General features: G+C 34.0%; 25 protein-coding genes. 9 read left to right on the plus strand and 16 right to left on the minus strand.

The features are described from left to right. The first annotated feature begins 345 nt into the window (after positions 1 to 345). The 5 genes from Q3907_RS02110 (at position 346) to Q3907_RS02130 (ending at position 3,199) form a co-directional block, all read left to right on the plus strand. Positions 346 to 777, plus strand: coding sequence for a hypothetical protein (locus Q3907_RS02110; RefSeq protein ID WP_301897015.1), 432 nt, complete (start codon positions 346 to 348; stop codon positions 775 to 777). Between the two features lie 416 nt (positions 778 to 1,193). Continuing rightward, positions 1,194 to 1,556: a type II toxin-antitoxin system PemK/MazF family toxin gene (locus Q3907_RS02115; protein ID WP_301897016.1), complete on the plus strand. Its 363-nt coding sequence runs from the start codon at positions 1,194 to 1,196 to the stop codon at positions 1,554 to 1,556. Between the two features lie 48 nt (positions 1,557 to 1,604). Then, positions 1,605 to 1,823: a DNA-binding protein gene (locus Q3907_RS02120; protein WP_176931834.1), complete on the plus strand. Its 219-nt coding sequence runs from the start codon at positions 1,605 to 1,607 to the stop codon at positions 1,821 to 1,823. Further along, the gene (locus Q3907_RS02125) at positions 1,804 to 2,910 is read left to right on the plus strand and encodes a site-specific integrase (protein WP_301897017.1); all 1,107 of its coding nucleotides are present in this window, start codon (positions 1,804 to 1,806) and stop codon (positions 2,908 to 2,910) included. Before Q3907_RS02120 ends, Q3907_RS02125 begins: the two co-directional genes overlap by 20 nt. A 58-nt stretch (positions 2,911 to 2,968) precedes the next feature. Continuing rightward, complete coding sequence (locus Q3907_RS02130; RefSeq protein WP_301897018.1) at positions 2,969 to 3,199, plus strand: hypothetical protein; 231 nt, start codon at positions 2,969 to 2,971, stop codon at positions 3,197 to 3,199. A 290-nt stretch (positions 3,200 to 3,489) separates the two neighbouring features. On the opposite strand, the gene guaA is transcribed toward Q3907_RS02130, so the two are convergent. The 13 genes from guaA to pyrE form a co-directional block, all read right to left on the minus strand. Continuing rightward, the gene (gene guaA / locus Q3907_RS02135; RefSeq protein ID WP_003865445.1) at positions 3,490 to 5,037 is read right to left on the minus strand and encodes a glutamine-hydrolyzing GMP synthase; all 1,548 of its coding nucleotides are present in this window, start codon (positions 5,035 to 5,037) and stop codon (positions 3,490 to 3,492) included. A gap of 47 nt (positions 5,038 to 5,084) precedes the next feature. After that, positions 5,085 to 6,584: an HAD-IA family hydrolase gene (locus Q3907_RS02140; protein WP_301897019.1), complete on the minus strand. Its 1,500-nt coding sequence runs from the start codon at positions 6,582 to 6,584 to the stop codon at positions 5,085 to 5,087. Between the two features lies 1 nt (position 6,585). Continuing rightward, entirely contained in the window at positions 6,586 to 7,707 is a 1,122-nt protein-coding gene (locus Q3907_RS02145; RefSeq protein ID WP_301897020.1) for an Mbeg1-like protein, read from the minus strand. Between the two features lie 52 nt (positions 7,708 to 7,759). Continuing rightward, positions 7,760 to 8,716, minus strand: coding sequence for a GNAT family N-acetyltransferase (locus Q3907_RS02150; RefSeq protein WP_301897021.1), 957 nt, complete (start codon positions 8,714 to 8,716; stop codon positions 7,760 to 7,762). An 8-nt stretch (positions 8,717 to 8,724) separates the two neighbouring features. Next, on the minus strand, positions 8,725 to 9,726 hold the full coding sequence (gene tsaD / locus Q3907_RS02155; RefSeq protein WP_117572160.1) for a tRNA (adenosine(37)-N6)-threonylcarbamoyltransferase complex transferase subunit TsaD: 1,002 nt from the start codon (positions 9,724 to 9,726) through the stop codon (positions 8,725 to 8,727). 9 nt (positions 9,727 to 9,735) lie between these two features. After that, positions 9,736 to 10,170, minus strand: coding sequence for a ribosomal protein S18-alanine N-acetyltransferase (gene rimI, locus Q3907_RS02160; RefSeq protein ID WP_295644882.1), 435 nt, complete (start codon positions 10,168 to 10,170; stop codon positions 9,736 to 9,738). Continuing rightward, positions 10,167 to 10,760: a tRNA (adenosine(37)-N6)-threonylcarbamoyltransferase complex dimerization subunit type 1 TsaB gene (gene tsaB / locus Q3907_RS02165; RefSeq protein ID WP_295644885.1), complete on the minus strand. Its 594-nt coding sequence runs from the start codon at positions 10,758 to 10,760 to the stop codon at positions 10,167 to 10,169. Before tsaB ends, rimI begins: the two co-directional genes overlap by 4 nt. Beyond that, complete coding sequence (gene tsaE, locus Q3907_RS02170) at positions 10,753 to 11,205, minus strand: tRNA (adenosine(37)-N6)-threonylcarbamoyltransferase complex ATPase subunit type 1 TsaE (protein ID WP_301897023.1); 453 nt, start codon at positions 11,203 to 11,205, stop codon at positions 10,753 to 10,755. Before tsaE ends, tsaB begins: the two co-directional genes overlap by 8 nt. A gap of 126 nt (positions 11,206 to 11,331) precedes the next feature. After that, the gene (locus Q3907_RS02175) at positions 11,332 to 13,044 is read right to left on the minus strand and encodes an RNA-binding domain-containing protein (RefSeq protein WP_301897024.1); all 1,713 of its coding nucleotides are present in this window, start codon (positions 13,042 to 13,044) and stop codon (positions 11,332 to 11,334) included. After that, complete coding sequence (locus tag Q3907_RS02180) at positions 13,041 to 14,402, minus strand: replication-associated recombination protein A (protein WP_295644890.1); 1,362 nt, start codon at positions 14,400 to 14,402, stop codon at positions 13,041 to 13,043. The genes Q3907_RS02175 and Q3907_RS02180 overlap by 4 nt, the downstream gene beginning before the upstream one ends. A 56-nt stretch (positions 14,403 to 14,458) precedes the next feature. Beyond that, positions 14,459 to 15,811, minus strand: a complete 1,353-nt coding sequence (locus tag Q3907_RS02185) for an MATE family efflux transporter (RefSeq protein WP_301897025.1) — start codon at positions 15,809 to 15,811, stop codon at positions 14,459 to 14,461. 174 nt (positions 15,812 to 15,985) lie between these two features. Then, a complete protein-coding gene (locus Q3907_RS02190; RefSeq protein ID WP_301897026.1) occupies positions 15,986 to 16,552 on the minus strand; it encodes an AAA family ATPase in 567 nt (188 codons plus the stop codon). 413 nt (positions 16,553 to 16,965) lie between these two features. Beyond that, the gene (gene pyrE, locus Q3907_RS02195; RefSeq protein ID WP_301897027.1) at positions 16,966 to 17,625 is read right to left on the minus strand and encodes an orotate phosphoribosyltransferase; all 660 of its coding nucleotides are present in this window, start codon (positions 17,623 to 17,625) and stop codon (positions 16,966 to 16,968) included. A gap of 112 nt (positions 17,626 to 17,737) precedes the next feature. On the opposite strand from pyrE, the gene Q3907_RS02200 reads away from it, so the two are divergent. The 4 genes from Q3907_RS02200 (at position 17,738) to Q3907_RS02215 (ending at position 21,820) form a co-directional block, all read left to right on the plus strand. Further along, positions 17,738 to 18,154 (plus strand): CBS domain-containing protein, encoded by a 417-nt coding sequence (locus tag Q3907_RS02200; RefSeq protein ID WP_118011141.1) that lies wholly within the window; start codon positions 17,738 to 17,740, stop codon positions 18,152 to 18,154. A 151-nt stretch (positions 18,155 to 18,305) separates the two neighbouring features. Beyond that, positions 18,306 to 19,496: a hemolysin family protein gene (locus Q3907_RS02205; RefSeq protein WP_301897028.1), complete on the plus strand. Its 1,191-nt coding sequence runs from the start codon at positions 18,306 to 18,308 to the stop codon at positions 19,494 to 19,496. Then, positions 19,465 to 20,037: a xanthine phosphoribosyltransferase gene (locus Q3907_RS02210; RefSeq protein ID WP_301897029.1), complete on the plus strand. Its 573-nt coding sequence runs from the start codon at positions 19,465 to 19,467 to the stop codon at positions 20,035 to 20,037. The genes Q3907_RS02205 and Q3907_RS02210 overlap by 32 nt, the downstream gene beginning before the upstream one ends. Positions 20,038 to 20,071: 34 nt before the next feature. Next, positions 20,072 to 21,820 (plus strand): DUF885 family protein, encoded by a 1,749-nt coding sequence (locus tag Q3907_RS02215; RefSeq protein WP_301897030.1) that lies wholly within the window; start codon positions 20,072 to 20,074, stop codon positions 21,818 to 21,820. 19 nt (positions 21,821 to 21,839) lie between these two features. Here the strand turns inward: Q3907_RS02215 and Q3907_RS02220 are convergent, their stop codons facing one another. The 3 genes from Q3907_RS02220 to Q3907_RS02230 all read right to left on the minus strand — a co-directional run. After that, the gene (locus tag Q3907_RS02220) at positions 21,840 to 23,153 is read right to left on the minus strand and encodes an ATP-binding protein (RefSeq protein WP_301897031.1); all 1,314 of its coding nucleotides are present in this window, start codon (positions 23,151 to 23,153) and stop codon (positions 21,840 to 21,842) included. 424 nt (positions 23,154 to 23,577) lie between these two features. Continuing rightward, the gene (gene uxaC / locus Q3907_RS02225; RefSeq protein WP_301897032.1) at positions 23,578 to 24,984 is read right to left on the minus strand and encodes a glucuronate isomerase; all 1,407 of its coding nucleotides are present in this window, start codon (positions 24,982 to 24,984) and stop codon (positions 23,578 to 23,580) included. Between the two features lie 17 nt (positions 24,985 to 25,001). Then, on the minus strand, positions 25,002 to 25,877 hold an 876-nt coding region (locus Q3907_RS02230; RefSeq protein ID WP_301897033.1), incomplete at its 5' end, for a TRAP transporter large permease.

The following is a 25,877-nucleotide window of genomic DNA, read 5'->3' on the forward strand; positions in this document are numbered from 1 at the left end:
AAGAACAGTATATCATATTCAAAGCAATAAGATATATATTCTTCGAATGATATTTTGTGTTTATTCGTCGATTTTTATATTTTAAATATTGTTTAAGTATTTTAAGAATGTTCTAATTGTATTGATGGCAAAAATCAGAGATCCAACTCTCATAAATAACCGATAACACAAATAAATGATGCAGATCCTATTTATAACGATCTGCATTTTTTTATCATTGCACATACTTCATGGAAGAAGTTTTCTTTCTTTTTTTAAACCACTGCAATAAATGTCATCTTTCGTCGGCTCATATATGAAGGGCTACTTCCTTCAAAAGTGTGAGTTTAAAAGGAGAAAGATGAAATGACAAGATTTAAAAACCACAGAAGTGAAGAAAACAGATTTAAAAAATGGAAAGAAAGGGATGAAAAATTCATGAAAGAAAATGGTTTGACAGAAGACAAAATCAAACTTATCTATGATTATGATCGCATGATTTTTAATTCGGATCGTAGATTCTATGAACATGCGCTACAACCATCCGATAATTTTTTTGAATTCGTATGTGATAATTCAACAGCAGAAATAACAACAGTAGAAGATTTTATGAATTCAATTCATAGTATAGCTCTTGCAAAAGCTTTAGAAGAATTTGGATTTGAGGTTCAGCTCATTGTCTTTTTAATGTATCGTGGGTATACCGGGAAAGAAATATCCGAAATTACTGGTATTCCTAGATATACGATATCAAGAAGACTATCCAAACTAGAAAAAGTATATAAATCAAAAAAATAATGCAAAGTGTGCAATTATTGAGTATTTCAATTGGCTCATAGGGTGAAGGGAAAAATATTCTCTTATATAGCTCTTTGAAAACTCAATAACAACTATTCGATACACCACTTATATATTCGAGCTATTTCACTATTGCGCGATGATGTTTAATACGGAGCGATGATACTTTAGATTGATAAACAATGATGCTGATTGTGCCATGACAATATATAAGATAATGATACTTCTAGCGACAGGCCCACGCGTAAGATGGGTTGGTGCGACCCCAATGAAAGATGAATTGCGAACATCTTGTCGAATAGGATTCCCTTGTTTTCGGGTAATCAGGTGATAAATAGAAAACACGATAAATACTAATTATTAAATATCAACCAGGAGCAATCCTGGTTTTACATATTAGAAAGAGAGCTTCGAATATGAAAGTTAAACGAGGAGAAATTTATTTAGCCAATTTAAATGATGCCTATGGAAGTGAACAAGCTAGAGTAAGGCCTGTATTAGTTATTCAGAATGACCGAGGAAATAAACATAGTCCAACAACAATTGTTGCGTGTTTAACTAGTAAGGTTAATTCCAAAGCCTATCTTCCAACGCATTATTTAATTCGCTACAACAAAGATTTAAAATACCAATCCATTGTCATGCTAGAACAAATCAAAGTTATTGATAAATCACGATTAATAAAGAGAATTACAAAGCTCGATAAAAGACAAATGGCAAGGATTGATTATCAAATCAAAACGAGTCTTGCACTTCATAAACATGGTTTGCATGTGTGAATGTGTTTTCAAAATCATCTATAACATCATTGAAAGGAGAAATGTTTTATGCAAGAAAAAAGATTTTTATCAGCAAAAGAAGTCGGAGAAATCATGGGGAGATCAACTTCATATGCACATAGATATATCTGCCAGCTAAATGAAGAACTAGAGAAAAAAGGATATCTAACTATCAAAGGAAGAGTTGTTAGTACTTATTTCTATGAACGTTTCTTTGGCAAGGACGATGAAACAAAGGATAGCAAGTATGTCCGTATACAGAGATAAGCAAAGAAATACTTGGTTTGTTGTCACAAGATATAAAGATTGGACTGGCAAAGCTAAACAAACTACAAAACGTGGTTTTAGAACAAAACATGATGCTCAAAGATATGAATCCTTATTCATTGACAAAAAGAAAGATAGCACTGACATCTTATTTAAGAACTTTGTTGAAATCTATCTAGAATCAATGGAATATCGTATTAAAGAAAATACGTTGATGACCAAACAAAATATCTTTTATCATCATATCGTTCCCTATCTTGGTGAAATGAAACTAGATGAAATTACTCCAAAAGATATTATCCATTGGCAAGATCAAGTCATGAAAGACAACAACTACAAACAAACGTATCTTAAAACGATTCATAATCAACTCAGCGCACTATTTAATTATGCTGTTAGATTTTATGGATTAAAAAGCAATCCTGCTAGACTTGCCGGTAACATGGGTAAAGAAGAAGTTGGTGAAATGAAGTTTTGGACTAAGGAAGAATATCTTACTTTCTCTAGAGCAATGATGAATAAAGAAGAAAGTTATCATGCATTTGAAATCTTGTATTGGTGTGGCATACGTCTTGGTGAACTGCTTGCCTTAACAGCTGAAGATTTTGATTTTGAAAAGAAAACTTTAAGAATCAACAAATCATATCAGCGTATTAAAGGCAAAGACGTTATCACAACACCTAAAACCAAAAAGAGTAATCGTGTATTAACACTTCCTGATTTTCTAGCCGAAGAAATGCAAGATTATATCTCTAGACTCCCCTACTTAAAAGTTGATGATCGTATCTTTACAATCACTAAATCTGGTCTTCATCATGAAATAGATCGAGGATGCAGAGAAACCGGTGTTAAAAGAATACGTGTCCATGATTTAAGACATTCCCACGTATCTATGCTGATTGAAATGGGATTTAGTGCTGTAGATATCGCAAATCGTGTTGGGCATGAAAGTGTTAAAGTAACCTATCGATACGCACATATGTTTCCTAATAAAGATCTTATGATTGCCAAAAAATTAAACATTTCAAGAAATGGTGAAAAAGATGAGCAAGAAAAATCTAGATCAGAAAGGACGTTTGAGAAATAAAATTATTTCTTTCAGAATGTCAAAAGAGGAAGCAGAACTATTAGATAGAAGAGTACTGATGTCCGGACTTACAAAACAAGATTTTATAGTCAATTCATTACTCGGAAAAGAGATAGCCGTATATGGCAATCCATATGTATTCAGAAGCCTACAAGACGAACTTATTCGGTTCATTAACTTGTATGGAACTAAAATTGATAACGATGCAGACGATGAAATGATTACTTTGGCCCTCAAAACCATCTTGGCAATGCGAAAAAAGGGTAAAACAGAAGTATTTATTGGCTAAGCAAATCCTCATGAAAGCCTTATTTTAAAGGCTTTTTTAATGTTTTTGCACAACCTCTAAGCACCTCCAAACCGCTTAGCCAAATTTCAGTGATTTCAGCTAAAAAATAACCTGATTCTTGTCAAAAATCGGTCAATTTTACCTGTTTTTTGCTAAAAAGCGCGATTTTGGACCCTTATGAAAGCCTTTAGTTAAGGCACCAAATACAAAATACGTTTTCAAAATGTTTTCAGCACCACTTGAGATATTAAAAAAAGCCCTTGAATAAAGGACTTTTTCAACTTTTGATATTATTCAAACTCAATTGTTCCAGGAGGCTTACTAGTAAGGTCATACATTACACGGTTAACCCCACGAACCTCATTGATAATACGAGACATAACTTTATTTAATACTTCATATGGAATCTGAGCAGATTCAGCAGTCATAAAGTCAATTGTATTAACGGCACGTAAAGCGATGGCATAATCATATGTTCTTTCATCACCCATAACACCTACTGAACGCATGTTTGTCAATGCTGCAAAGTATTGACCAATTGAACGATCCAATCCAGCATTTGCGATTTCTTCACGATAAATGGCATCTGCATCTTGGACGATTTTTACTTTTTCTTCAGTTACTTCACCAATGATACGAATTCCTAAACCAGGTCCTGGGAATGGTTGTCTGAATACTAAGTATTCAGGAATACCTAATTCTAAACCAGCTTTACGAACTTCATCCTTGAATAAGTCACGTAATGGTTCAATGATTTCTTTGAAATCTACATGATCAGGAAGTCCACCAACGTTGTGGTGAGATTTAATTACAGCAGATTCTCCACCTAAACCACTCTCAACAACATCTGGATAAATCGTTCCTTGAACTAAGAAATCAACTTTTCCAATTTTCTTAGCCTCTTCTTCAAATACACGAATGAATTCTTCACCAATGATCTTACGCTTTGCTTCTGGCTCTTCAACACCCTTTAGCTTTTCATAATATCTTTGTTGCGCATTTACACGAATGAAGTTTAATTCATATGGACCTTCAGGACCAAATACAGCTTCTACTTCATCCCCTTCGTTTTTACGAAGTAAACCATGATCAACAAATACACATGTCAATTGGTTACCAATTGCTTTTGATAATAATACAGCTGCAACAGAAGAGTCTACTCCACCACTAAGGGCACATAAAACTTTTCCATCTCCAACCTTTTCACGAATAGCCTTAATTTGTTCTTCAACAAAGTTATCCATTCTCCAATCACCACTGCATCCACAAACACCACGAACGAAGTTATATAACATTTTTGAGCCTTCTTGTGTATGTAATACTTCTGGATGGAACTGAATTGCATATAATCCTTTTTCTGCATTTTCACTTGATGCGCAAGGACAGTTATCTGTATGAGACGTAATTTCAAATCCAGGTGCTACCTGTGAAATATAGTCAAAGTGTGACATCCAACAAATTGTTTTTTCAGATACACCCTCAAAGATTTTAGAAGAAGTCTTATCCACAAGAACCTCTGTCTTACCATATTCACGGTGATCCGCTTTTTCTACTTTTCCACCCAATACATGCATCATCAATTGTGCGCCATAGCAAAGACCAAGAACTGGGATACCCAACTCAAATAATTCCTTTGAATATGTAGGTGAATCTGCCTCATAACAACTATTTGGTCCTCCAGTCAAGATAATTCCCTTTGGATTCATAGCTTTGATTTTTTCTAAATCTGTTTTATATGAATAAATTTCACAATATACATTGCACTCACGAACACGACGTGCAACCAACTGATTATATTGTCCTCCAAAATCAAGAACAATGACTAATTCTTTTTTCATTACGTCCTCCTATTAATTTCTCAACAATATTATAAAGTAGCAACCAATTATTTACAACGCTTTAAATAATCAATTACCCCATTTAAATCCGTACAAGACTCTTGAATATACTCCTTCATTTCGTCATCTGGCGCAATCTGATCTTGAATAAAAATGGAATGCATCTTCGCATTGGCTGCTGCCATAATTCCATGCTTACTATCTTCTAATACTAAACAATTTTCTGGTTCCATTCCTAATCTTTTTGCTGCTGCCAAGAAAACATCTGGAGCCGGCTTTGATTTATATCCCTCTTTAGAAGATACAATCACATTTGGACTTAACACAAAACCTGCATGCGACAAGAACTTTTTAATAGCTTGCGGATGCGAACTTGAGGCAACCGCATAAGGAATCTTATTCTCTTCAATATACTCAATTAAATTTTGTAACCCAACCATATTGGCACTACCAGGCTCTTTAAAATATGTAAAGAAATAATCCACGCGTTCTTCCTGAATTTCTTCCATAACCTGAGTCACACCCGGATACATTTCTTCATAGAGTGCAACCTTTCTTGAATCACAACCAATCAATGGTTCTGGAAAATAGTCTGGACAAGAAACACCTAATTCTTTAGCCTTCTCTTTAAACTCATCCTTAAACATCTTCTCCGTATTAAACATCAAACCATCCATATCAAAGATAACCGCTTTGATTTGTGGCTTTCTAAAATACTCAATCAAACACTGCGTACCCAAATCACTCATGCCACGATCCATTAGATCCACATATTCTTTGATTACACGATTTACACCATACAGAGGAAAATTTGCCTCATCTTGTGCAATCTTTAGATCTTTCACAAAATGCTTCACATAAAAACCAGGCGCATAATCATTCTCTAACATCTTCTTACCTTGGAATTCCAACTGTTTAGATCCAGCAGCTCCATTACGCAAGAAGCGATACACGAAAGATTCATCCACATCTTTACAATTTAAATACGACATAGCCTCGCAAATACCTTGTAACGTATTCGCAATCATAATTTGATTGGCCATCTTGACATGTTGACCACAACTTGCCTTGCCACAATACTCAATCTGTGTTCCAAACGCTTCAAAGATTTCTTTATTTGTTTCAAAATCTTCTTTGTCTGCACCAACCAAAACAGTTAGAGTACCATTTTTAGCTCCCGTATCTCCACCAGTCACTGGCGCATCCAATACATGAACGCCCAATTCTTTTCCTTTTGTATACAATTCTTTAGCAAGCTTTGGACTTGAAGTCGTAAAATCAATACAAGTTTTACCCGCTTCAATACAACTAAAAATCACATCATATACTTCTTTAACATCACTAGGAAAACCGACCATTGTACAAATCACATCTACATTGGATGTCAAAGACACAATCGATTCTTCTAAAATGGCACCTGCATTTTTAGCTTGTTCTACCCTTTCTGGATGTCTTGCGTACACATGCACTTCATAACCCTTATTCAATAAATGAATAACCATTGGCTGACCCATAATGCCAGCACCAATCCAACCTATTTTTCTCATTTTACTTTCTTCCTTTCACTAATATTGGAGCGGATTGCACCGCGATAAATTTCACAACTTCAAACATAAACTTAATTTCTTCTGCATTCAATTGACGAATCTCCTTAATTCCAGACAATGCCTGTTTAAATGAAAATTCAGTTAAATCCGCAATCGTATAAATTTCCATACGATCAAATAATTCTCCAATCAAATGACAATAACGCTCTTTTTCTTCCAGTGGACGATCCATTAATAACTTATTTACATATTCCAATAAATCATCACTCTCTTTTGTGAGTGCATCACAATAATTAAAGTCTTTTACATCCACACTCCACATAAGCGTATCATGCTGAACTAGACCAGAACCTTCGGCATCCATGACTTTCGTTTGTTCTCTATGATCTAAAACACGACCCACAATGCTATCCTTAGGAATATAGTTTGTGATCTTAGATATATCCTCATTACCTTGCCAGAAACTCTCTACAAAGCCAGGCCCATCAAAACTTTTCACACCTTCAATATATCCCTGTAGTTCTGGATTTTTTAAATACGCATACATGGCTAGATTTCCACCCTTTGAATGCCCCGTTAAATACATCTTTGGATAGACCTTCTTCTTTTTCAATCCAAACAAATAATTCGTTTCAGGAATATTCTCAATGGTTTCTTTGACATAATCCTTCGCCAGGATTTGACAAGGAAGGTCCTGCTTATAAGTCATCATTAAATTTTCTTTCCAGCCCGTAATACTACCATCTGTACCACTAAAAGAAATAACGAAAGATCCATCTGGCAACACAAGTGTTACGACACTAAATTGAATCACATCTTCATCGCTATAGACTTTTTTATAGTTCTTTAACTTTATATTTCCATAACGAATCGTATCTTGTAATGCATCAATCAAATGTGGAAGATTTATTGAAAATGTATACTTACTTTTTAATTCCTCTTCACTATATAAAGAAAGATATTTACGACATGCTTCTTCTAAAGAAACCTCGTCCTTTTCCACAATGCCATCCCAATCCACATAAGATAGATCGGCACATACTAACATATCCACATCATTAAATGGACGAATAGAAAAGTCTATATCTCTTCTTAAATGTACATAATTCAATAAGTTTTCCATAGTCAACCTCACTACAAAGATTTTACAATATACAAAAGGATTAGCCAAATGACTAACCCAATTTTTTTGATAATTTTACATAATGATCTGCATTTGAAAGAATGTCAGAAACCTGAGATTCTGAAGTCTTTTTAATGATTTTAGCCGGTACTCCAACCACAACACTCTTTTGTGGAATCACCATATTTTCAGGCACAACACAACCAGCACCGATGATACTATGCTTTCCTATATGAGCTCCATTTAAGATAATAGCGCCCATTCCAATAAGCACCTCATCCTCAATCGTACAACCATGCACAATGGCTCCATGACCAATCGTAACACGATCACCAATTTTTAATGGATAGCCACAATCCGTATGCAAAACACACTGATCTTGAATATTGCTTTCTTGCCCAATTTCAATCGTTTCTTCTTCACTACGAATCACGGCGTTATACCAAACACTTGAATCTTTGCCAATTGAAACATTACCCAAGATGGTTGCATTACTTGCACAAGAAAAATTCTTTTTAACCTCATCCAGTCTCTTACAAAGCCAAACTACACCATGCCACACATCAAATTTCATACCACAAGAAGGTAATGCCCCATACATAGTAAAGCCATGTTTTTTATGAAAGGCAATACTTTCTTCATTCGAATCTGTAATACATGAAATGATCCAACGCATGTTTAATTTTCTGCAATCCGCTTCAAGCTGATCTAACATTTTAGAAGGTAAACCATAATGTTTTCCTTCTTTAAAATAAATAGTAAGCTCTACACAATACTTATACGCTTCCTTCGAAAAAGCAGGGTGTACATAGCCATAGCCAATTAGAACATCATCATTAAGTACGACATAAAATGGATTTGTCTTTGATATTTCCATCATATGTTCTTTAAATACATCAAAAGAATCTGACACAACATCAAAAATCGCAACGCTTGTCTTTACATAATGTACATAGATTGGATATATACTTTCTAAATCTTTTTCTTGAAGTAAACGTAGCTCTTGCATAAAACCTCCTATTGGATTTCTAAACTTGAATCGGCAGTTAAACTTGCATCTGCTCTTCTTCCAGAAAGATAGGCGATTGTTCCTGCAACACCGATCATGCTCGCATTGTCTGTACAACAATACATTGGAGGTACAGTAAATTCAACTTCCGGATATTCATTTCTTAATTCTTCTACCTTTTCACGAAGTCTTGAGTTAGCACTTACACCACCACCTACAACGAAATGACGAATATCTTTATGATCATCTAATACGGCTCTTACACGAGAGAAGATTTCATCCAATGCACATTCTTGGAATGAACAAGCTAAATCTGCCATATCAAATGTCTTGCCCTGTCTTTCCATACGTTTCGTAAATTGTAGAACACTACTCTTCAATCCAGAAAAGCTAAAATCATAACGACCTTGTGTCTTAGGTTTTGCCAGTTCATAAACAGGCTTTCCTTCTTTTGCTAATTTATCAATTTTAGGACCACCCGGATATCCAAGACCCAATACACGAGCCACCTTATCAAAGGCTTCTCCAATCGCATCATCCTGCGTTTCTCCTAAGATTTCAAAACTTGTTTCATCCTTCATATAAACAAGTTCTGTATTTCCACCAGAAACAACAAGCGCCAATACTGGATATTTCATATCCACAACTAATTCATTGGCATAAATATGTCCTGCCAAATGATGTACAGGAACTAATGGTTTGTGGTAGGCAAAAGCCAAAGTCTTGGCAGCTTGCACACCAACGTGTAAACATCCAATTAAACCAGGCCCTTGCGTAACGGCAACCGCATCCACATCTTCCATAGTGATATTGGCATCCTTCAATGCTTTTTCAATACAATACGAAATATTTTCTACATGAATACGACTCGCAACTTCGGGTACGACACCACCAAATTCTGTATGCACATCAATTTGGCTTGCGACTACACTTGATAATACTTCCTTTTTATCTTTGACAACCGCAACGGCTGTTTCATCACAACTACTTTCAATTCCGATAATAATCATATAATCCTCCTACAATGCCAATGTCATCACAATGGCATCTTCTCCATCTGGATAATAACTTTTAGATACATTGACTTGAATAAAGCCCATTTTTTGATATAAATTCAAGGCTGCCTCATTGCTGGCACGAACCTCTAATGTCATATATTCACAAGCCACTTCTCGAGCTCGATCAAACAAATGCATCATCAATTCTTTACCATATCCTCTTTTTCTTAAGTTTGGATCGACTCCAATACGAGCAAGCTGCGCCATTTCAAAGGTTTCCCATAAAAAGGCGTATCCAACAATGGTATCTTCATCTAGTAAAATCCAACCATGAGAAAAGGGATTCTCATTCAATTCATATAAACAATCTTTTTCTAGCCAAGGCTGTTTAAAACAAGCTTGTTCAAGCTCTAAAACACGAACTAGATCTGTGTCTTTCATTTCTTTAAAAATCATGCTTTATAAGCATCGCTTTCTTTTAAATATTGAGGAACTAAGGCATGTATATTTTCAATTGTACGACTTGGTACCTCAATAAAATTCTTCAAGAAATCACAACTTGCAGCTTCTTGATTCACCAAATAACCATCTCCATATAAAGTTCCAGGATGTTCGTTCAAGAAATCTTCTAATTGATCGACTTCTAAAATTTGTGTTTCTCCAACCACAACACCCTTTTCTAAGTGTGCTACATACGCTCTTTTACTACGCGCATCCAAAATAACGTTGGCACTTTCATCCATGCCCGCAAACAACTGCATGGTACTAATACACTTTAATGTTTTATGCATTTGTGTACAGAATACTTTCGCAATTGTCATCGCAATACGAATACCTGTATAAGATCCAGGACCATCTGTAATGATCACTTCATCTACGTCTTTATAGTCTAAACCTGTCTTTTCAAACAATTGATTTAATTCCACAAAAATCGTTTCACTTTGTTTCTTGAACGCTTCAATAGATACACCATCAATCAATGTTCCATCTTTATATAAACCTAACACTAATGCTTTATAAGCACTATCCATACATAAACTAATCATGATATGCCTCCACAATACTCTTTGATACAGGACCCGTATATTCTAATGTCACTGTACGATTTTCATCGATGCCTTCTTCAAAAGAAATTTTGATATGATCTTGTGGCAATTGATCTTCAATAAATTCAGACCATTCTACTACAGTAATTCCTTCATCAAAACAATCTTCAAAACCTAAGTCCTGACATTTTCCTTCCAAACGATATGCATCAATATGATGGAATGGGACTCCACCTTCTTGCTTATAATCCTTTAAGATTGTAAAAGTTGGTGAATTGATCACATTCTTTACACCCAAAGCTTTCCCAAAGCTTTTGGTCCAAGTTGTTTTACCTGCACCCAAATCTCCATCTAATGTAATGACTAATTGTTTGTTTCTACAAAGATCTGCCATTTTAGTGGCAAATTTCTGTGTTTCTTGTAAACTATGAATTTCTATTTTCATGTAATCCTCCAAGTTTTGTTTGTATCTCATAGAGTGGTTTCCACTTTTTTTTGAGTGGTTTCCACTTTTTTTTGAGTGGTTTCCACTTTTTTTGAGTGGTTTCCACTTTTTTGAGTGGTTTCCACTTTAACACTCCTTTATTTCATAAAATACACTATTCTTAATTCTAGTTTTTTTCAACAGATTTTTATCAAATAATCTTTTTAGAGCTTTATTAGCTCCTGATATGGATGAAATATTAGTCACCTTTATAACATCTTTAGATGTAATTTTCTTATTATTCTTTAAATATTCTAATATTTCTCTATCTGTTTTATTCAAATCTTCATCTGATTCCAAAGATGAAATCAAAGATACTCCATACTTTTCATTTATGCTATAGGTTGTCCATCTACCATTTTGGTTTACTACCAACATTTCTTTTTTTACTAAATCAGATAAATATTTACCAACTTCAACAACATGTGTGTTAAGCAATAATTGTATTTTCTCATTTGTAATTTCTTTATCCATATAAGTAATGCTTAAAATCATTTGTTCTTCTGCGTTTAACAAGAAATAATCCTCTTTAAATATTTGCGATAAATATTCTGTTATCTCTTGAGGCAATAAACTTATCATATGTAAATGCAATTCAACACATGATAAGTTTTCATTTTCTAAAAGTTCTGGTTTTCTCCAATTTTCGGCTTTCCACGTCTTTAAAATCATAGGGAATCCAGAACCAATATTCTCACCATATCCAATCATCCTCAGCATTGTTTGTATTTTAGGATTTCTCGCAACTGAATTTCCACCTTCATAAATTTCTTCAATAGATATTTTTAATCTACCTGGATTAGAAAAAATAAATTCATTATCTTTTTTAATTATCTTTAAAATTCCAGCTTGATGATAATCACAGTGAATAATACTATTCATCATTGCTTCTCGTATAGAGGCATGTACTTCTGTATCATCTTTCCGTTGAAAACCTTCCAAAACAAAAGGTCGTTTTAAATCAGACACTAACTTAGGTAATACTATCTTAATAAAATTGTAAATGTTATTTTCCCATGTTCCATCATATGTCAAACGATCTGACCATCTTCTGTCTCCAATCAAATTTGTCATATCTAAAAAATCAAAGCGAAAATTCTCTAATCTTTCCCGTATAGAGAGACCTTTCCCAAACATCAATAATCCCGCTAACGTCAATCCTTCTTCTTTTGTCCCTCTGTTTACAGCATATCCGCCAAGACTTCTCAAAAAGTTTTTATTATCCAATGAATTCCATACATGATTTGGATTATGTACCTCAAATGCATTCCTATACATCTGCAAAGTATCTCCATCAATATCTTCCATTGTATAGCCTGATAACAAGGTACCATCGTTCCCTTCATCGCTAGCATCTCGAAAGAATGATTTTATCTCACTTTCTGTACAATGATAATCTCCTTCATAATTTCTTTTATATGTTCCCTTCATAGGATTTCCGTTTATATAAACTGGTCTATGCTTGTAATCGGCACGAGGCACATGAATTATGACAATACTTTTGCCATCAATACATTCTTTACGAACATCTTTTTCCAACAAAATATTTGAACTTACTTTATCGCTAGAAATTGTATCCCAAAAATCTTTTATTATTTTTTCAGGACAATCTACTCCAACAATCTCAAAATGATTGTTTTTGGGTTCATCAACCCCTAGATATATAGTTCCACCATTTGTGTTTGCAAAAGAAGAATATGTTTCCCATACAGATTTTGGTAAAGAATTTGACGCTTTTTTACATTCTACTTCTATACTCTCACCATATTGTAATTCATTCATTAGCTCATGTGGTTTCACGATTTTCCTCCTTTAGGATTTTGCTTCATCATACGATTTCTATGCACCATTGCCTTGATTTGTTTAATCTGCGCAAGACGATTACGCACCTTCACTTCAGATCCCTGATCACTAGGTACATAATATTCTTTACCAACTAGAGCATCTGGAAGACACTGCATATCCGTCATGTGATATTCATAATCATGTGAATACTCATATCCTTTACTGTAACCTAAATCTTTCATTAACTTTGTCGGTGCATTACGAATATGTAAAGGCACTGGCTGATCTAATGTTTTTAATGCATCACTTTTCGCATTATTATAAGCCACTTCTAAAGCGTTTGATTTTGGAGCCAAAGCCAAATATACAGCTGCATGCGTTAAGTGTACATTGCATTCTGGAACACCTAAATAGTGACATGCCTGATAGGCTGCCACACAGATTTCTAAGGCTCTAGAATCTGCCATACCAATATCTTCACTAGCCATACGAACGAATCTTCTTGCGATATATAAAGGGTCTTCTCCAGCCTCTAACATACGTGCTAGCCAATATACAGCGGCCTGTACATCGGAGTTTCGTACACTTTTATGTAGAGCCGAAATAATATTATAGTGTTCCTCCCCTTTTTTATCATACAGTAACGACCTTTTTTGAAGGCATTGCTTCAAAATATCCTGTGAAACATGAATTCCATCCAATTCACTTGGACTATTATATACAACCATCTCTAATGTGTTTAAACAAAAGCGGGCATCCCCACCTGAAAATGCGGCAATCGCATCTATATCTTCATCCGTAATATGTATTTTTAAATTGCCTAATCCTTTTGAGCTGGAAATAGCACGAATAATCAAATCTTTTAAGTCATCCGTATTTAGACTGTTTAACACAAATACTCTACACCTAGATAAAAGGGCTGAATTGATCTCAAAGCTTGGATTTTCTGTTGTAGCACCAATCAGAATGATACTTCCCTTTTCAACATAAGGTAAAAACGCATCTTGTTGCGCCTTATTAAAACGATGGATTTCATCTACGAATAATATTGTTTTTTGTCCCAAGGCCCTACGCGTATCAGCCTGTTTCATAACTTCCTTGATTTCTTTAATGCCACTAGTAACAGCTGAGAAATCCACAAAATAACTCTTTGTCTGATGTGCAATAATACGTGCCAATGTCGTTTTTCCTACTCCTGGTGGACCCCAGAAAATCATCGATGTCACTTGATCATGTTCAATCATTTGCCACAAAAGATTTCCCTTGGCAACAAGCTGTTTTTGTCCCACATATTCATCCAATGTTTCCGGACGCATACGATCGGCTAAAGGCCTTGTATCTTCTTGTATTGAAAATAGAGAATCTTGTTCCATATGTTTCCTCCATATGTACTTTATTATACACCACACAAAAGAAAAAGTGTTTGACCTTAATCAAACACCATCTTCTTTTTCTCAATTCGTCTTAAAAATACCCATCCCACAACACAAGATAAAACTTCCGTAATCACAAATGCATACCAAATCAAAGAAACATCCATCTTATATTGAATGACTAATTTTGAAAATCCCCAAGCTAAAGGTAAAATCAAAATGGCTTGTCTAAGCAAGGATACGATCAAGGATTCCATACCTCCATTCAAAGCTTGATACACACCTTGAAATGCGGTATTTACACCTGCAAACAAAAAGCTAATGGATATGATTCGAACAGCACTGATGAAATATATTCTAGATTGTCCTGCATTAAATAGTGTCGCAAAAAAGTTTGGGAACAGTTCTGTAATTAGAGTACCCAAGGCCATTAACACTATAGTATATATTAAGCCATACTTGATTCCATCCTTAACACGCTGCTTATTTTGCATACCATACGAAAAGGCAATGATAGGTGTAATCGCATCTCTTAAACCGAATGCCATAAATAGTACAAATTGTTGTACTTTATAGAAAAGTCCATAGGCTGTTTGTGCAGATGCATCAAATTTTAGAATTAAGTTCATCGCATATACCATGAATGACATCAATGCCTGCGCAATAATGGCTGGAAGTCCAATCGAATAGATTTCTTTGATGATACGCTTATTGGGTTTTGTATAAGTGAGACCATGATCAAATTCTTTATTTAAACGCATATGAAACACAACTAATAATAGAGCCGATAAAATTTGTCCAATGACTGTCGCATAAGCCGCTCCTTGTACACCTAAATTGAAACCATAGATTAATACAGGATCTAGAATCATATTGATTACGGCTCCTGTAACTTGTCCAATTGTAGAATATAAGGAGCGTCCTGTAGCTTGGAGCAGTTTTTCAAATATAGAAAAGAACACAACGCCAAAGGATAATAGGCAACAAATCCTTAGATAGTCTACACTCATCGATAATACAAGCACATTCCTTGTTTGAGAGGATATATAGGCTTTAATGCCAAACAATCCAAACAACACACAAATAATATAAATAACTGTAGCTAGAAACAAACCATTTCCGGCTACTTTAGAAGCTTTTTCACGATTTCTCTGCCCCAAAGTTCTTGCGAGTAAGGCGTTTACTCCAACACCTGTACCAATGGCTAAGGCCACCATCAACATCTGAATTGGAAATACTAAGGTAAGTGCATTTAATGCGGCTTCACTTCCTTCTTTCATATTTCCTACAAAGGCACTGTCCACAATATTATAGACAGCTTGCAAAGCCATAGATAAAATCATGGGCACACCCATTTGAAGCATTAACTTATTGATGGGCTCATTTTTCATTTTGTTGTTTTCTTCCATTCTTTTCCTCCTTAAAACACAAAAAAGTGCATTGTCTACATAAGTTGGACTTACGCTTTTGAGCAACACACTTTACAAAAATATAAAAAAGTAGCAGAAAACTGGATTTACGCTGTTTCCGCTACTCGTTACGAAGTGATTATATTTTTATTTTTTTAATTTGTCAAAGTAAAATTACATGGCTTTTTCAATTAATTCTACACATTTATCAATACCCAAAACACCACTGTCTAAGCATAATTGATAATTTTTAGCATCGGCCCATTTACGATCTGTGTAATATTTATAGTAAGCAATACGACGTTTATCTTTGTCTTTGATTCGTTTGTCTGGCGCAAATTCATTTTGCCCATAAACCGAAACAACACGATTTTTTCGATATTCAAAATCGGCATGAATAAATACATTCAATACGTCTTTACGATCACGAAGAATATAGTCTGAACATCTTCCTACAATAACGCAGTTTCCTGTATCGGCCAATTCACAAATTACATTTCTTTGTGCAATATATAATTCGTCGGATAAATTATATCCATAATTATTCCAAATAAAACCAAATGTACTTGTGCTTGATGCATCTTCCCCATTTTCTTCAATATACTCTTTCGCAAAACCACTTTCTTGAGCAATTTGTTGCACAATTTCATAATCATAATAAGCATAGCCTAGTTTTTCAGCTAATTTCTTGGCAATGGTTCTTCCACCACTTCCAAATTCACGTGTAATTGTAATTATCATAAGATACCTCCTAATATACAAAAATCGAGCCTTCTACAACTGGAATTATATCCTGTAAGAAGACTCGTTGTTGTAGACATTTTACCAAAATTATAAATTTTTTGTAAGAATTATTATTCGTCTTTTCCTTAAAGTCATGGTACAGCATATCATATACACCATCACCTCACTTTTATACACTGCACTATCTACTTATATTTTAATTCACAATATGTCAAAAGTAACGTAAAATGTTGCATTTTAACACAAGAAAAACAAAACGTATAAATTTGCTTTATATAAAGCACTTACAGATATACATACCGCAGTACGCAAAGTAATTTAACAAGAAATATACCGCAGTGCGCAAAGTAATTTAACAAGAAATATACCGCAGTGCGCAAAGTATATAAAAAGAATAGAATCTTTCGACTCTATTCCTTAGCTCCATATTCTTCATAGTATGCATCAATTCTTGATTTTAATTCAGGATCTAATTTATCTCCTAAATATTCAATTACTTCTGGCATTGACACGATTGCAGCTGTTGGGAAACCATATAATTCACTAACTTCAGTTAATGCAGTTTTTTCACCTTTTCCCTTTTCGTTACGATTTAAAGAAACCATCAATCCAACGATTTCAACATTTGCTGCACCACGAACCTTTGGTACTGTTTCTTCCATTGATTTTCCAGATGTCGTAACATCTTCAATCATAACGACACGATCACCATCTTGTAGTTTTGTTCCTAAGAAACTTCCCTTATCAGCTCCATGATCTTTTTCTTCTTTACGATCTGAACAATAACGAACTTCCATTCCATATAAATTATCTAATGCGATTGTAGTCGCAACAGCCAATGGAATTCCCTTATATGCAGGTCCGAATAATACATCGAAGTCTTTACCATATTGATTAACGATGGCCTTTGCGTAATATTCACCTAATCTTTTTAATTGATTACCTGTAACATATCCACCAGCATTCATAAAGAATGGGGATTTACGTCCTGATTTTAGTGTAAAATCACCAAATTTTAATACTTTAGATTCCAATATGAAATCAATAAACTCTTTTTTATATTGTTCCATTTTCTTGCCTCCACTTTTATAAAAATTCTATCACACTTCTGCACAATTTCCCATAATTGTATGATTTTTAAATGATAAATATTATGGTAGTATAAAGCTGAGGTGATAGACAATGCAGGAAAATGTATTCTTTTTTCTGAAGGCTAAAAATAGTGTTAAATATTTATATGATAATATCAGTGTAGAAGATGGACTCGCTCTCATGCGCAAGCACAAATATACGGCGATGCCCATTATTAATAAGGAAGGAGTTTATGTAGGAACCATTACAGAGGGGGATTTTCTTTGGTACTTATTAGACCATCCTTCGATTCATAAAGAAGATCTTGAACAAATGGAGATTCGTGAACTAATTCGTGGAGACTTTACGCCACCAGTTCAAATCGATGTTCCAGTCGATCAATTGTTCGCTCAATCTTTGAAACAAAACTTCGTACCCGTAGTCGATGATCGCCAGATCTTTATTGGTATTGTGACACGACAATCCATCATTCAATATTTAATGAATAACGCAAGTAAATATCTATAATTTTAAAACAGCCAGATTTTTCTGGTTGTTTTCTTTATCACATTGAAAAAAGCCTTTAAATTGTGTATGATAATGGGTATTAATGAAGGAGTGATAGTTTCATGAATCCGGATGATTCAGTCCCGTTACAGTATAGTTTAGGAGGGTTAATATGAGCCTTCCCATCTTAATTTTATTTACATTTATTCTAAACATCTTGTTTTCAATGACAAGCAGCATCGTTTCTACAAACAAAGAAATCGAAGATGATTCTTATAAATATCAAGCTACATTAAAATGGTTATCTCTATGCATGGAAGTATTTGGCATTGTGATGAGCGTAATCTATTTACAATCTTTGATCCATGGTCCATTACTTTATGTAGTCGTACTTCTATTGGTGTATGTATATATTTTATTGAGTGATTTATTACCAAGAAAATTTGCGAATGCTCATTCAGACAAGTTTGAAAAAACATTTATGTCTATTGCGAAAGGCATTCAATCCTTATTTACACCATTTACTTTCTTCTTGCGTTTTGAAGTAGAAAAAGAACAAGAAGATTATTCTGAAGAAGATATTTATGAAGTTATCAACGGTGGTGGAGTTGAGCCAAGTCAAAAGGAGTTTATTGAAAACTTATTTGAATTTGATGATACACCCGTTGAAGAAATTTGCACACATCGAAGTGAAGTTGTTTGTCTATATTTAAATGATGATAAAGAAACATGGAAAAAGACCATTCTAGAAAATCGTCACACATTATACCCTGTATGTGATGAGGATAATGATGATGTCGTAGGTATTCTAGATACACGTGATTATTTCCGTTTAGATTCGATTGAACAAGATAATGTCATCAATAAAGCAATGGATCAGCCTTTCTTTATTTCACAAAACATGAAGGCCGATGTTTTATTGAAGGAAATGAAAATCAAAAAAGTATACTTTGCGGTTTTACTGGATGAATACGGAGGAATGACCGGTATCGTGACTTTACACGATATTATTGAAACCCTTCTTGGTGAAATCCAAGAAGATGATGATATTGAAGAACCAGATCCAATCCAACAAATTGATGCAGATCAATTTAGAATCTATGGCCAAGCTGACATTGAAGATGTCGAAAAAGCTTTAGGCATTTCATTAGAAGATGAGGATTGTGACACGTTTGGTGGATACATCCTAAATCATTATGGACAAATCCCTGATGAAGGTTCACATTTTAAAGTCAGTCTAGACTTAATGGATGTATATGTTAAGGAAGTAAAGAATCATCGTATCGGACAAACTATTGTACAAATAAAACGAAAAGAGGAAGGAAAGCAAAATGAAAGCACTGAAAAACGCAATCGAGACTAGAGGACATTTTATCAATGATGAAGTATTAAAGGTGGATGCTTTTTTAAATCACCAAATTGACTGTTCTTTAGTAGATGAAATGGGAAATGAATTTTATGAACACTTTAAAGACAAAGGCATCACAAAAGTAGTAACCATCGAATCTAGTGGTATTGCCCCAGCATTCGCAACTGCCATTCGTTTGAATGTGCCATTGATTTTCATCAAGAAAACACAACCAAGCACAATGATCGATCCAGCATTTGCGGAAGTCTTCTCTTTCACAAAGAATAAAACATATCCAATTTGTATTGAAAAAGAATACTTGAAAAAAGGTGACATAGTTTTATTCATTGATGACTTCTTGGCAAATGGCGAAGCATTTAAGGGAACTGAAAACTTAATTGCACAGGCACAAGCTGAAATCGTAGGTGTTGGAATGGTTATCGAAAAAGCTTTCCAAAAAGGACATACGTATATTACTGAAAAGGGATATGACCTTTTGGCGTTGGCATCTATTGCAGGTGTTAAGAATAAGAAAATTACATGGGCTGATGAATAATCAGTCCATTTTTTTAAAAATTCGGAGGATTCTAATGAAAAATACATTCAAAAAACTATTTATTAGCTTTACCGTATTATCACTTACTGCATGTGGATCAACAACTATGCAAGACAATACGTTTGCGGCTAAAGAAAACAAAGACTTCACAAAATACACAAATCAGTTGGTTGTTGAATATGCCGAGAATGACTATACAACGATGCACCAATTCTTCGAACATCCAGAAGACTATGGTATTGATATTAATAATGTAGATGTAAGTCTTGGTGAATTTTATACGGACAATACAGAAGAAATCAAAGAAGATCAAAAAGAATTAAACAAGTTTAATCGCAGTACTTTAGACAAGACGCAACAAACCATCTATGATGAATTAAAGTATGAGAATGAATTGAATTTAAAAGCAGAGAACAAGAAATTTCAATATTTGAATAATTGTTGGAGCACAATGAGCGGACTTCACCAAAGCCTGGTTTCTGTTTTTTCTGAATACATTTTACGAAGTGAAAAAGATATTCAAGATTTGATTACTTTAATCAATGATGTGCCTCGCTATACAAATGATGTATTGGAATATACAAACGAACAAGCAAATAAGAATACATTACAGTTTGACTATGATTCTGTTATTCAAGATATTCAAGATGTCATCAACAATAAAGAGGATAGTTCAATCACAAGTGCATTAGATAATGCGATTGACGCTTTAAATCTAGATGAAGAAAAAACAACATCTTATAAAGCACAAGTCAAAGAAGCTATGGATATAAGTTTCTTTCCTAGTTATCAGGCTATGTTAGATACATTAACTTCACTACAATCTAAAGTACAACCTTTACAAGGATTATCCAACTATAAAAATGGTAAGAAATATTATGAAGTATTAGTTGAAAATGCGACAAGTTCTACCGATTCTATTTCAACCATCAAAAAGAATACACAATCCGCAATCAATTCGGCTATCACTAAATTCCAAAAACTATATAAAGCCAATCCAATGATTGCGTATGAACTCGATTCGGTTTCAACGGATTTTACGGATGTAAATCAAATTCTAGAAAGCCTTCAAAAGAACTATAAAAAGGATTTTCCAGAAGTAAAAAACATGAAATATGATTTAAAGGCACTACCAGAAGATCAATCTGTCAGCGGAATTGTTGCCTACTTTATTACACCAGCCTTGGATTATTCACAAAACTATCAAATGCGCTACAACAAACGTGATTATGGTGATGATCCATCAAGTTTAACACTTTATCAAACATTAGCTCATGAAGGTATTGCCGGGCATATGTATCAAGCGCAATACAATAAGGAACATTTAAAATACCCAATCCAATTCTTCTACAACAATCTAGGTATGTCAGAAGGATGGGCTACTTATATGGAAAGCATGTCTTTACATTATTTAGATAATAATGAAGACTTATTAGAAGCCTATAATTTGAATAACATTCTTACCAATCTATACATTGTCTTAATGGATATCAGCATTCATTATGATGGTATGTCACTCAATGATTTCAAGAATGAATATGGCGATATGTTTAGTTCAGAAGGATTAGAAAGTATTTACAATCAATTGGCAGATAATCCAACTGTATTCTTATCCTACTATTATGGATATCTTCAAATCGTAGATTTAAAGAGTAATGCCAAGTCTAGATTAAACTCAAAATTTGACAATGCAGACTTCCATAATGCCCTACTACAGTATGGTGAAGTCAACTTCAATATTGTCAAACAAAGCGTAAATGAATATATCAATGAAAACAGGTAGAACCTAAAAAGATGTTGGTTTAAATTTCCAACATCTTTTCTTTATACATTAATATCCATTCATCCACATCATACAAAGGAATATTTATGATTTGTTTAAAAGTACGATATGAAGACATTGAAAATTTCCACCCTTCCATATCCTCATTCTCATTTAATAATGTATTCATACTTTTTGATTTTAAATTCTCTTCTGCCTTAACCTCAATTGGATATACATTTCCTAACTGAAGTACAAAGTCAATTTCATTTGTTGAATTTTCATTATTATAGTATTTTGGAGTTACATTACAAGCCACTATTTGTTGAGCAACATATTGCTCCGTAAAAGCACCCTTATATTCTTTAAATACATTATCTCCTATTAATATATTTTTTGCGGGAGCATCCACCATTGCACCAAGAAGTCCTAAATCAAGTAAGTACAGTTTAAACGCATTAAATTCTTCATAGAATTTTAGTGGCATGCATACTTTATTAATACGGTTCACCCTAAACACCAAGCCTGCATCCACAAGCCATTGAATCGCATCTTCAAACTCTTTCGCACGCCCACCCTTTTTTAGCATTCCATATATAAATTTTTTGTTTTCCTTTGCCAGTTGTGCAGGAACAGAATCCCACACTAAATTTACTTTGGTCAATAAGCTTCCTGGTATATGTTTTGAAAAATCTTGTCGATAGTTTAAAAGAATTCTATTTTGGATTTCGCGAACATGAAATATTTCCTTGGTTTGAGCATAATATTTAACAACTTCAGGCATACCACCAACATAATAATATTGCCTTAAATAATTCTTTAACTTTTCATGGAACACATCCATCTCTTTCCAATTATGGTGTTCCATCTGTTCTACCAATATATCTTCATTTAAAGCCAACAAAAATTCTTTAAATGACATGGGATACAACGTTAATTGATCCACTTTTCCCACTGGAAATCCTGTTGATTGGTGTAAAGTGATACCTAATAAGCTTCCTGCCACAACAATATGATATTCAAAGGCTTCTTCTTGGAAATATTTTAATGCCGTTAATCCTAATGGACATTCCTGTATTTCATCTAAAATAATCAATGTATTTTCTTTTTCAATCCGCGTATTTGTGAGAGCAGAAAAACTTAAAATCAAACGATTCACATCAAAATCATAGAACATTTCTTTCATCTCATTATTATTGTCACAATTAATATACACTACATTTTTATATTCTTTTTTCCCAAATTCATTTAAAATCCAAGTCTTTCCCGTTTGTCTTGCACCATTTAAAATCAAAGGTTTGCGGTAGCTACTATTTTTCCATTCTACTAAATCATTATATATATATCGATACATAGAATCTTCCTCCTTTAATCTGATTTTACATTTTTCTAGGGGAATATTCCACTGTATTTAACACTTTTCTAGGGGAATATTTAAATAAAATTACATTTTTCTAGGGGAAACATGAAGATGAGTTTAAATCACACAAATTTTTAGCATGCTCAAAATCCAAAAAAATGCCATAATTTCAAATATTGAATCATTTCACTTCTTTTTAAGCATGTTTTGGTTCAAAATTTTAAATTTCGACTCATTTCACTGCTTTTTTAGCATGTTTTGATTCATAATTTCAGATTTTGACACCTTTTTATGTTTTTTTACCCCATTTTGAGTCAGACTTGACTCATTTTGCCTTCATTTCAATCGAAAAAGTGTCATATTTTTAAATTATGACACTAAAAAAGAGAACCTTGAATCAAGGTTCTCTTAAAAACTATTATAAATCAAATCCAAAATAACGAACGGCATTGTTGTAAGAGATACCCTTAACGATTTCAGTTAAGTTTTCCTTATCATAAGGATACTCTCCATTTTCTACCCATGTGCCAATTAAGTTACACATGATACGGCGGAAATATTCATGTCTTGAATACGACAAGAAGCTTCTTGAATCTGTTAACATACCTAAGAAATTACCTAATAATCCTAAATTTGCCAAAGATGTCATTTGTTTTTCCATACCCGTTTTATTGTCGTTAAACCACCAAGCTGATCCTTGTTGAATCTTTCCAATCGCATCACTATTTTGGAAACATCCAAGTACTGTTCCGATCAATTCATCATCTCCAGGATTTAAACTATATAAAATTGTTTTTGGCAATCCACCATTTTCATTGATCGCATCCAACATATTTGTAAGTTGGTCTGCAGGCGCAAAATTTGAAATACAATCATAACCCGTATCTGGTCCTAGCTTATTGTACATGGTCGTGTTGTTGTCACGTTTACATCCATAGTGCAACTGCATTACCCAACCTAAACGTTTGTATTCTTTTGCGATAAATAGTAAGAATGCTGTCTTATATTGATCACACTCTAACGCGGTAACAGCCTCGTGATTCAATCCTTTTTCAAAGATTTTTTCGATTTCTTCTGCACTTGCTGGAGCATACATCACATAATCCAAGCCATGATCACTTACTAGACATCCTAATTCATTAAAGTATTCCATACGTTTGATGATGGCTTTTTTCATATCTTCAAAAGTACGAATTTCAATTTCAGAAACAGCAGCTAATTGGCTCATGTAGTCTGCAAATTCTGGTTTATTGATACGCATAGCTTTATCTGGACGCCAAGCAGGAAGTACCTTTACATCAAATGTTTCATCCGCTTTAATCACTTTATGCCAATGTAAATCATCGATTGGATCATCTGTAGTACATAATAATTTAACATTTGAGTTTTTAATTAAGTTACGCACACTCATATCATCTTGTTGTAATTTTTCATTACATAAGTTCCAAACTTCTTCCGCTGTTTTACTATTTAATACACCATGATATCCAAAATATCTTTGAAGTTCCAAGTGAGACCAGTGGAAAAGTGGGTTTCCAATGGCTTTTTCAAGAGTTTCTGCCCACTTCTGGAATTTTTCACGATCGGGTGCATCTCCCGTAATATAGTATTCGTCCACTCCGTTTGAACGCATTTGACGCCATTTATAGTGGTCACCACCAAGCCATACTTGCGTGATATTTTCAAATTTACGATCTTCAGCAATTTCTTTTGGATCAATATGACAATGATAATCTACAATTGGCATTGTATTTGCAGCATCAAAAAATAATTCCTTAGCGACTTCATTTGTCAATAAGAAGTCTTTATCCATAAATTGTTTCATTTAAAATTTCCTTCCTTCTAACTTACATAACCCATTAAACCAGGTAACCATAGACTTAATTGTGGAATATATGTTACCAACATCAATACAACAATAATTGCGAAGAAATATGGTAACAAGTGTTTAAATACCGTTTCAATCTTAACGCCACCAACTTTAACACCAACAAACAGTGTTGTTCCTACTGGAGGAGTAATTGTTCCAATGCACAAGTTGAAAATCAACATAATACCAAAGTGAATTGTGTTCATACCTAAGGCTGTACATACTGGCAAGAAGATTGGCGTAAAGATCAATGTGGCTGGTGTCATATCCATGAATGTACCAACTACCAATAAGATAATGTTGATCATTAATAAGATGACGTATTTATTGCTTGAAATTGATAATAATCCATTCGAAACCATTGTAGGAATGTTTGTGAAAGCCATAACCCAAGACATGATACTAGAAACACCAATCAAGAAAATAATGATACCTGTCATTTCTGCACTTGCTCTAAAGATTTCTGGTAAATCTTTCCATTTCATTGATTTGTATCCATAAATAGAAAGTAATAATGAGTATACAACGGCAACAACACTACCTTCTGTTGCTGTAAAGACGCCGGCAATGATACCTCCAATGACAATAATGATTAATAATAAACATGGTAAAGCTTGAATAAACGCATTAAACTTTTCTTTTCCAGTTAATTTAGTCTGACTTCTATATCCAGATTTCTTTGCGTAGATATATACAACAAGCATACAAGCTAGTGCCCACAATGCACCTGGAATATATCCAGCCATAAATAAGGCAGCCACACTTGTACCACCAGAAACCAATGAGAATGTGATCATTACATTTGATGGTGGAATCAATAATCCAGTAGGCGCAGTGGCAATATTGGC

This window comes from uncultured Holdemanella sp., assembly GCF_958348295.1.
Lineage (GTDB): Bacteria > Bacillota_I > Bacilli_A > Erysipelotrichales > Erysipelotrichaceae > Holdemanella.

Coding starts and splice junctions, on each gene's coding strand:
- Q3907_RS02110 (WP_301897015.1), top strand. CDS start 346: ATGACAAGATTTAAAAACCACAGAAGTGAAGAAAACAGATTTAAAAAA.
- Q3907_RS02115 (WP_301897016.1), top strand. CDS start 1,194: ATGAAAGTTAAACGAGGAGAAATTTATTTAGCCAATTTAAATGATGCC.
- Q3907_RS02120 (WP_176931834.1), top strand. CDS start 1,605: ATGCAAGAAAAAAGATTTTTATCAGCAAAAGAAGTCGGAGAAATCATG.
- Q3907_RS02125 (WP_301897017.1), top strand. CDS start 1,804: ATGTCCGTATACAGAGATAAGCAAAGAAATACTTGGTTTGTTGTCACA.
- Q3907_RS02130 (WP_301897018.1), top strand. CDS start 2,969: ATGTCCGGACTTACAAAACAAGATTTTATAGTCAATTCATTACTCGGA.
- guaA (WP_003865445.1), bottom strand. CDS start 5,037: ATGAAAAAAGAATTAGTCATTGTTCTTGATTTTGGAGGACAATATAAT.
- Q3907_RS02140 (WP_301897019.1), bottom strand. CDS start 6,584: ATGAGAAAAATAGGTTGGATTGGTGCTGGCATTATGGGTCAGCCAATG.
- Q3907_RS02145 (WP_301897020.1), bottom strand. CDS start 7,707: ATGGAAAACTTATTGAATTATGTACATTTAAGAAGAGATATAGACTTT.
- Q3907_RS02150 (WP_301897021.1), bottom strand. CDS start 8,716: ATGCAAGAGCTACGTTTACTTCAAGAAAAAGATTTAGAAAGTATATAT.
- tsaD (WP_117572160.1), bottom strand. CDS start 9,726: ATGATTATTATCGGAATTGAAAGTAGTTGTGATGAAACAGCCGTTGCG.
- rimI (WP_295644882.1), bottom strand. CDS start 10,170: ATGATTTTTAAAGAAATGAAAGACACAGATCTAGTTCGTGTTTTAGAG.
- tsaB (WP_295644885.1), bottom strand. CDS start 10,760: ATGATTAGTTTATGTATGGATAGTGCTTATAAAGCATTAGTGTTAGGT.
- tsaE (WP_301897023.1), bottom strand. CDS start 11,205: ATGAAAATAGAAATTCATAGTTTACAAGAAACACAGAAATTTGCCACT.
- Q3907_RS02180 (WP_295644890.1), bottom strand. CDS start 14,402: ATGGAACAAGATTCTCTATTTTCAATACAAGAAGATACAAGGCCTTTA.
- Q3907_RS02185 (WP_301897025.1), bottom strand. CDS start 15,811: ATGGAAGAAAACAACAAAATGAAAAATGAGCCCATCAATAAGTTAATG.
- Q3907_RS02190 (WP_301897026.1), bottom strand. CDS start 16,552: ATGATAATTACAATTACACGTGAATTTGGAAGTGGTGGAAGAACCATT.
- pyrE (WP_301897027.1), bottom strand. CDS start 17,625: ATGGAACAATATAAAAAAGAGTTTATTGATTTCATATTGGAATCTAAA.
- Q3907_RS02200 (WP_118011141.1), top strand. CDS start 17,738: ATGCAGGAAAATGTATTCTTTTTTCTGAAGGCTAAAAATAGTGTTAAA.
- Q3907_RS02205 (WP_301897028.1), top strand. CDS start 18,306: ATGAGCCTTCCCATCTTAATTTTATTTACATTTATTCTAAACATCTTG.
- Q3907_RS02210 (WP_301897029.1), top strand. CDS start 19,465: ATGAAAGCACTGAAAAACGCAATCGAGACTAGAGGACATTTTATCAAT.
- Q3907_RS02215 (WP_301897030.1), top strand. CDS start 20,072: ATGAAAAATACATTCAAAAAACTATTTATTAGCTTTACCGTATTATCA.
- Q3907_RS02220 (WP_301897031.1), bottom strand. CDS start 23,153: ATGTATCGATATATATATAATGATTTAGTAGAATGGAAAAATAGTAGC.
- uxaC (WP_301897032.1), bottom strand. CDS start 24,984: ATGAAACAATTTATGGATAAAGACTTCTTATTGACAAATGAAGTCGCT.